Genomic DNA, 4,722 nt, shown 5'->3' on the forward strand with positions numbered 1-4,722 from the left:
CCTGATTGTGCTTGATTTTCAACCACTATTTCAAGATGCTGATTACCAACGCAAATACATTGAGCCTTTGAAGTTATTGCATGAAAAATACTCAGATTTAGCACAGAACTTGGAAATGAAGTTTTACGATGCTAATCAGTATTTTTCCAAATATTTGCTTTTTGCTAAAACTGACGCTCACACTGTGTCAACACGGGTATTTGCCGCTTTTCAAGATTACTTGAATTTGTATTGGCAAATGCTAGAAGAAGCGCAACCATTAACTGATGAAAGTGATATTCAACGCATCATCAAAGCGCAAAAAGACTACGACCAGTATAGTGCCGAACGTGACCCTGCATCTGGTTTATTTAGTAGCTATTTTGGTCATGAATGGTCAGAAAGATTTTTACATTAATTCTTATTTGAAGATGCTGTTCCCCTAGCAGTATCTGTGAGGAAATAGTTAGGAGTTAGGAGTTAGGAGTTAGGAGTTGGGAATTGGGAATTGAGAATTGGGAATTAGCGAAACTCATGACCTTTTATTCTTAACTACTAGGCATTAATAATTAACCATTAAATACTGCCAATGAATAAAATATTCCAACTATAGATTTATCAATCGTATCATTTTTTAAGGGCGGGAAAACCCCGCCCCTACAGTAATATCTTGTACTATTAACCATTAAAATTTAATTTATGCTTTATCAACCATTTCTCGACTATGCGATCGCACTTACAACTGTAACCTTACCCTATTCCAGAAGGGTTTGAGTCAAAATCTGCTGTTGTGGGGAAAGGAAAAAATCAAGAAACTGTCCTGACTACTAGCGATGCTTTTCAAACAGGAAAATTACGCCAAATTCGTGCAGCACATGTTCAAGGTGGTAAATCTTTACAAGTCCTAAATTTCGTTATTTCCCCACATTTAAATTACGATTTACCCTTTTTCGGAGCGGATTTAGTCACGCTTCGAGGAGGTCATTTAATCGCTTTAGATATGCAACCACTTTTTCACGATAATCCATCATATCAAGCGAAATATAGCGAACCTATCCTGCCAATTTTCCATTCTCACCAACAGCATTTACTTTGGGGGGGAGATTTACCCGAAGAGGTAAAACCATTTTTCTCCCCTGCTTTTATTTGGACTCGTCTGCAAGCTACAGAAGTAGTTGAAACCCATGTTTTTGCAGCTTTTAAAGATTATCTCCAAGCTTATTTAAATTTTGTTGAACAAGCCGAACCAATCGCAGATTCCCAACATTTAGCCGCTATTGAACAATCACAATTACGATACCTACGTTACCGGGCAGAAAAAGACCCCGCACGAGGCATGTTTAAGCGTTTCTATGGTGAGGAATCGAGGAGTACATCCACGGTTTCTTATTCGATTTAGAGCGGAAATTAGCACCTATATGAGTCAAGCTTTGACTTTGTGGCAAATTTAACCAAAACCATCACGTAGAGACGTTCCGGTGGAACGTCTTTTTCAATTTCAATTAAAACCATTCCATATATACTAAAACCCTTGGGATTAAATCCTGAATTTTTCACCAATTTCAAGAGCGATATCTACGACGAACCATGCCTCCGCTTCTACAAATGTACGAAATATTGCGAGTTTCAGCCTCTTCACTTCATTGAAATGTAAAGTTGCGTAAACAATTGAAACTACGTCACAATAATTTTTAATAAAAATCAGGGCAAAGGCATTGTATAAACTTATTTTAGAAGGTAAAACACAACTTGGGGTTTGCCAAAGTGTTGCTTGCTCGGCTTTCCAGTATTTAAAACTAAAGTTTAAGTTTTGTTAAAGACTTTTAATTTAGACCCCTGGATGCCATTAAACTGTATCGTAGATATCTGTTTTATACCTTCGCGTAACTGCTGTCGCAGTATTGGCATCAGCAGAAAACTGAAAACTTCAGTTTTGAAGCAGAACAAATCTAAAATCAAGCAGATAGGAGATAAGACCAATGTTAGATGCTTTTGCTAAAGTAGTTTCCCAAGCCGATGCTCGTGGTGAATACCTCAGCACTGCTCAATTGGATGCTTTGTTAAAGATGGTTGGCGATGGTAACAAGCGGATGGATTCCGTAAACCGTATTACCAGCAATGGTTCGGCAATTGTCGCTAACGCAGCTCGTTCTTTGTTTGCAGAACAATCCCAACTGATTGCTCCTGGTGGTAATGCTTACACCAATCGTCGTATGGCAGCTTGCTTGCGCGATATGGAAATCATCTTGCGCTATGTTACTTACGCAACATTCTCTGGTGATGCAAGTGTTCTTGACGACCGTTGCTTAAATGGGTTACGTGAAACCTACTTGGCATTGGGAGTTCCTGGAGCATCCGTAGCTGTTGCAGTTCAAAAAATGAAAGAAGCAGCATTGGCTATTGCTGGTGACCCAAATGGTGTTACCAAAGGCGATTGCAGCGCTCTCATGTCTGAAATCGCTAGCTACTTTGACCGAGCAGCAGCAGCTGTTGCATAATTTCTCAAGAACTCATTAACTGGCATTTAAGTCAGTTAGACAAAACCACATTCAAACAAAATTTTGTAAAAGGGAGATACCTGACAAATGAAAACTCCTCTTACCGAAGCAGTAGCAGCTGCTGATTCTCAAGGACGTTTCCTAAGCAGCACAGAAGTTCAAGTTGCTTTTGGTCGTTTCCGTCAAGCTAGCGCTAGCTTAGAAGCGGCTAAAGGTTTAACTTCAAAAGCTCAAAGCTTGGCTGATGGTGCAGCAAACGCTGTATACCAAAAATTCCCATACACCACCCAAATGCAAGGCAACAACTTTGCTTCTACCTCTACAGGTAAAGCTAAGTGCGCTCGTGACATCGGCTACTACTTGCGGATGGTTACATATTGCTTGGTTGTTGGTGGAACTGGTCCAATGGATGATTATCTCATTGCTGGTTTGGCTGAAATCAACAAGACATTCGACTTGTCTCCTAGCTGGTATGTAGAAGCTTTGAAATATATCAAAGCTAACCACGGTTTGAGCGGCGATCCTGCTGTTGAAGCTAATTCCTACATTGATTACGCAATCAATACCCTGAGCTAAATTCAGGCTTTTGCCCGGAAAGTTGAACGGCTAGCTGGCAGATTCGCTAGGAGTTGTTTACCTTTCCGGGCATGTTTTTTAGGATTAGTTTCTTAGGATTAGTTTCTTAGAAGATGTTAGTCAAACAAGTAAGACTAAATCAGCTTTCTATTTTCTCAAAATTTCTTTTTTCGATAAGTCGAAATCTAAAATACTAATTCACTATTTTCATCGAAATCGGTTTTTTTTGAGTTTGGGTTTGTTGAACGTGGTTCTGTTTTTCAAATTTCAATTTTTGTTTTAAATTCTGCGATTCAATTCTGCGCTTCAATTCTGGGCTTCAATAAATACGATTTTTTGATATCGACTTGAATTACTGAATCGGTATTCTAGAGATTGAAGGAATTTATAGAAAGAATAGAAAGTAAAAAAATGCCTGTAACAAATATCGATTGATTAAATCGAATCCGTTTTAGGCATAATTTGGTGTGAAAGTAAGCAATTAGCAGTTAATTGATGTTTCAAGTAGACTGTCGATTGTAGCTCAATATTTTCTTTTCAGAGTTCACCTTCGTTAGAAAGAGCAATTCAATGGAAACGATGGAAACTTTAGAATTACGTGCCGATCGCAACGATACAGACATTGAAATCATTGTTCGTGCTGTTTATCGTCAGGTATTAGGTAATTCTTATTTGATGGAAAGCGATCGCTTATTAAGTGCCGAGTCATTGTTGAAGCAAGGGCAACTTTCAGTTCGCGAATTTGTGCGTGCGATCGCAAAATCAGAACTGTATAGTGAGAAGTTCTTCCAAAACAACTCACAAGTTCGCTTTATCGAACTAAATTACAAGCACTTTTTAGGACGCGCTCCTGAAGACGAGTCTGAGATAGCATACCACGTAGACCTTTACAGTTCACAAGGTTACGGGGCTGAAATCGACTCATACATTGACTCGCTCGAATACCAGCAGAATTTCGGCGAGAACATTGTTCCCAACTATCGCGGATTCAAAAGCCAGGTTGGACAAAAGAATGTGGGATTTAGTCGCATGTTTCAGTTGTATCGAGGTTATGCTAACAGTGATAGCAGCCAAGGATACAAGCAAGGACGACTAACCTGGGAAGTAGCAAAAAATACTGCATCACCGATTCATGCAGCTTCATCATCTGCACTAGCAGGTGCTACAAGCGGAAACCGAGGTGATATTTACCGACTACGGGTAATGCAAGCAGCATCATCGAAAACAACAGTGGTACGTCGGATAACCACAGAAATACTCGTACCATTCGAGCAACTTTCGAGCAAGTTGCAACAATTGAACCGTAAAGGTAATAAGGTAATGAGTATTACTTTGGCGTAAGTTAAGAATTGGGAGTTATAGCATTTTAATATGAAGACGCATAAAATAACCCCACCGCCTGTGGCACCTCCCCTTGCTAAGGGGAGGTTGGGGGGATTGAAATAATGTGCGGCTTCACAAGTAATTGGTATTAGGAGTTAGGAATTAGGAGTTAGGAGTTAGGAGTTAGGAATTAGGAGTTAAGAGTGAGGAAGTTAAAACTTGGAAATGAAGAGTCAGAATTTGTAGACTGTGCTTTCATTTCATTTTTTAGTTATTAATTTCAAATTCTGATTTTTAAATTCTGACTCATAGTTCATCAATTTTATTAACTCATAACTTCTAACTT

At 39.1% G+C, this 4,722-nt stretch carries 4 protein-coding genes and 1 pseudogene; all 5 read left to right on the forward strand.

From position 1 onward, the window contains the following. Positions 1-397, forward strand: a pseudogene (locus tag CK510_RS26475) (15,16-dihydrobiliverdin:ferredoxin oxidoreductase); the annotation flags it as partial. 372 nt (positions 398-769) lie between these two features. Further along, a complete protein-coding gene (locus tag CK510_RS26480; protein WP_245912450.1) occupies positions 770-1,378 on the forward strand; it encodes a phycoerythrobilin:ferredoxin oxidoreductase in 609 nt (202 codons plus the stop codon). Between the two features lie 580 nt (positions 1,379-1,958). Then, entirely contained in the window at positions 1,959-2,477 is a 519-nt protein-coding gene (gene cpcB / locus CK510_RS26485; RefSeq protein WP_095724505.1) for a C-phycocyanin subunit beta, read from the forward strand. 87 nt (positions 2,478-2,564) lie between these two features. Then, positions 2,565-3,053 carry a C-phycocyanin subunit alpha gene (gene cpcA / locus CK510_RS26490; protein WP_095724506.1) on the forward strand — a complete coding sequence of 163 codons (489 nt, stop codon included), beginning with the start codon at positions 2,565-2,567 and terminating at the stop codon, positions 3,051-3,053. Between the two features lie 570 nt (positions 3,054-3,623). After that, positions 3,624-4,394 (forward strand): phycobilisome linker polypeptide, encoded by a 771-nt coding sequence (locus tag CK510_RS26495; RefSeq protein WP_095724507.1) that lies wholly within the window; start codon positions 3,624-3,626, stop codon positions 4,392-4,394. Positions 4,395-4,722: the final 328 nt, after the last annotated feature.

It is taken from the genome of Brunnivagina elsteri CCALA 953 (genome assembly GCF_002289455.1).
Classification (GTDB): domain Bacteria; phylum Cyanobacteriota; class Cyanobacteriia; order Cyanobacteriales; family Nostocaceae; genus Brunnivagina; species Brunnivagina elsteri.

What these genes read in the sequence shown, in the direction of transcription:
- cpcB (WP_095724505.1), top strand. Translation starts at nt 1,959, where the DNA reads ATGTTAGATGCTTTTGCTAAAGTAGTTTCCCAAGCCGATGCTCGTGGT.
- cpcA (WP_095724506.1), top strand. Translation starts at nt 2,565, where the DNA reads ATGAAAACTCCTCTTACCGAAGCAGTAGCAGCTGCTGATTCTCAAGGA.
- CK510_RS26495 (WP_095724507.1), top strand. Translation starts at nt 3,624, where the DNA reads ATGGAAACGATGGAAACTTTAGAATTACGTGCCGATCGCAACGATACA.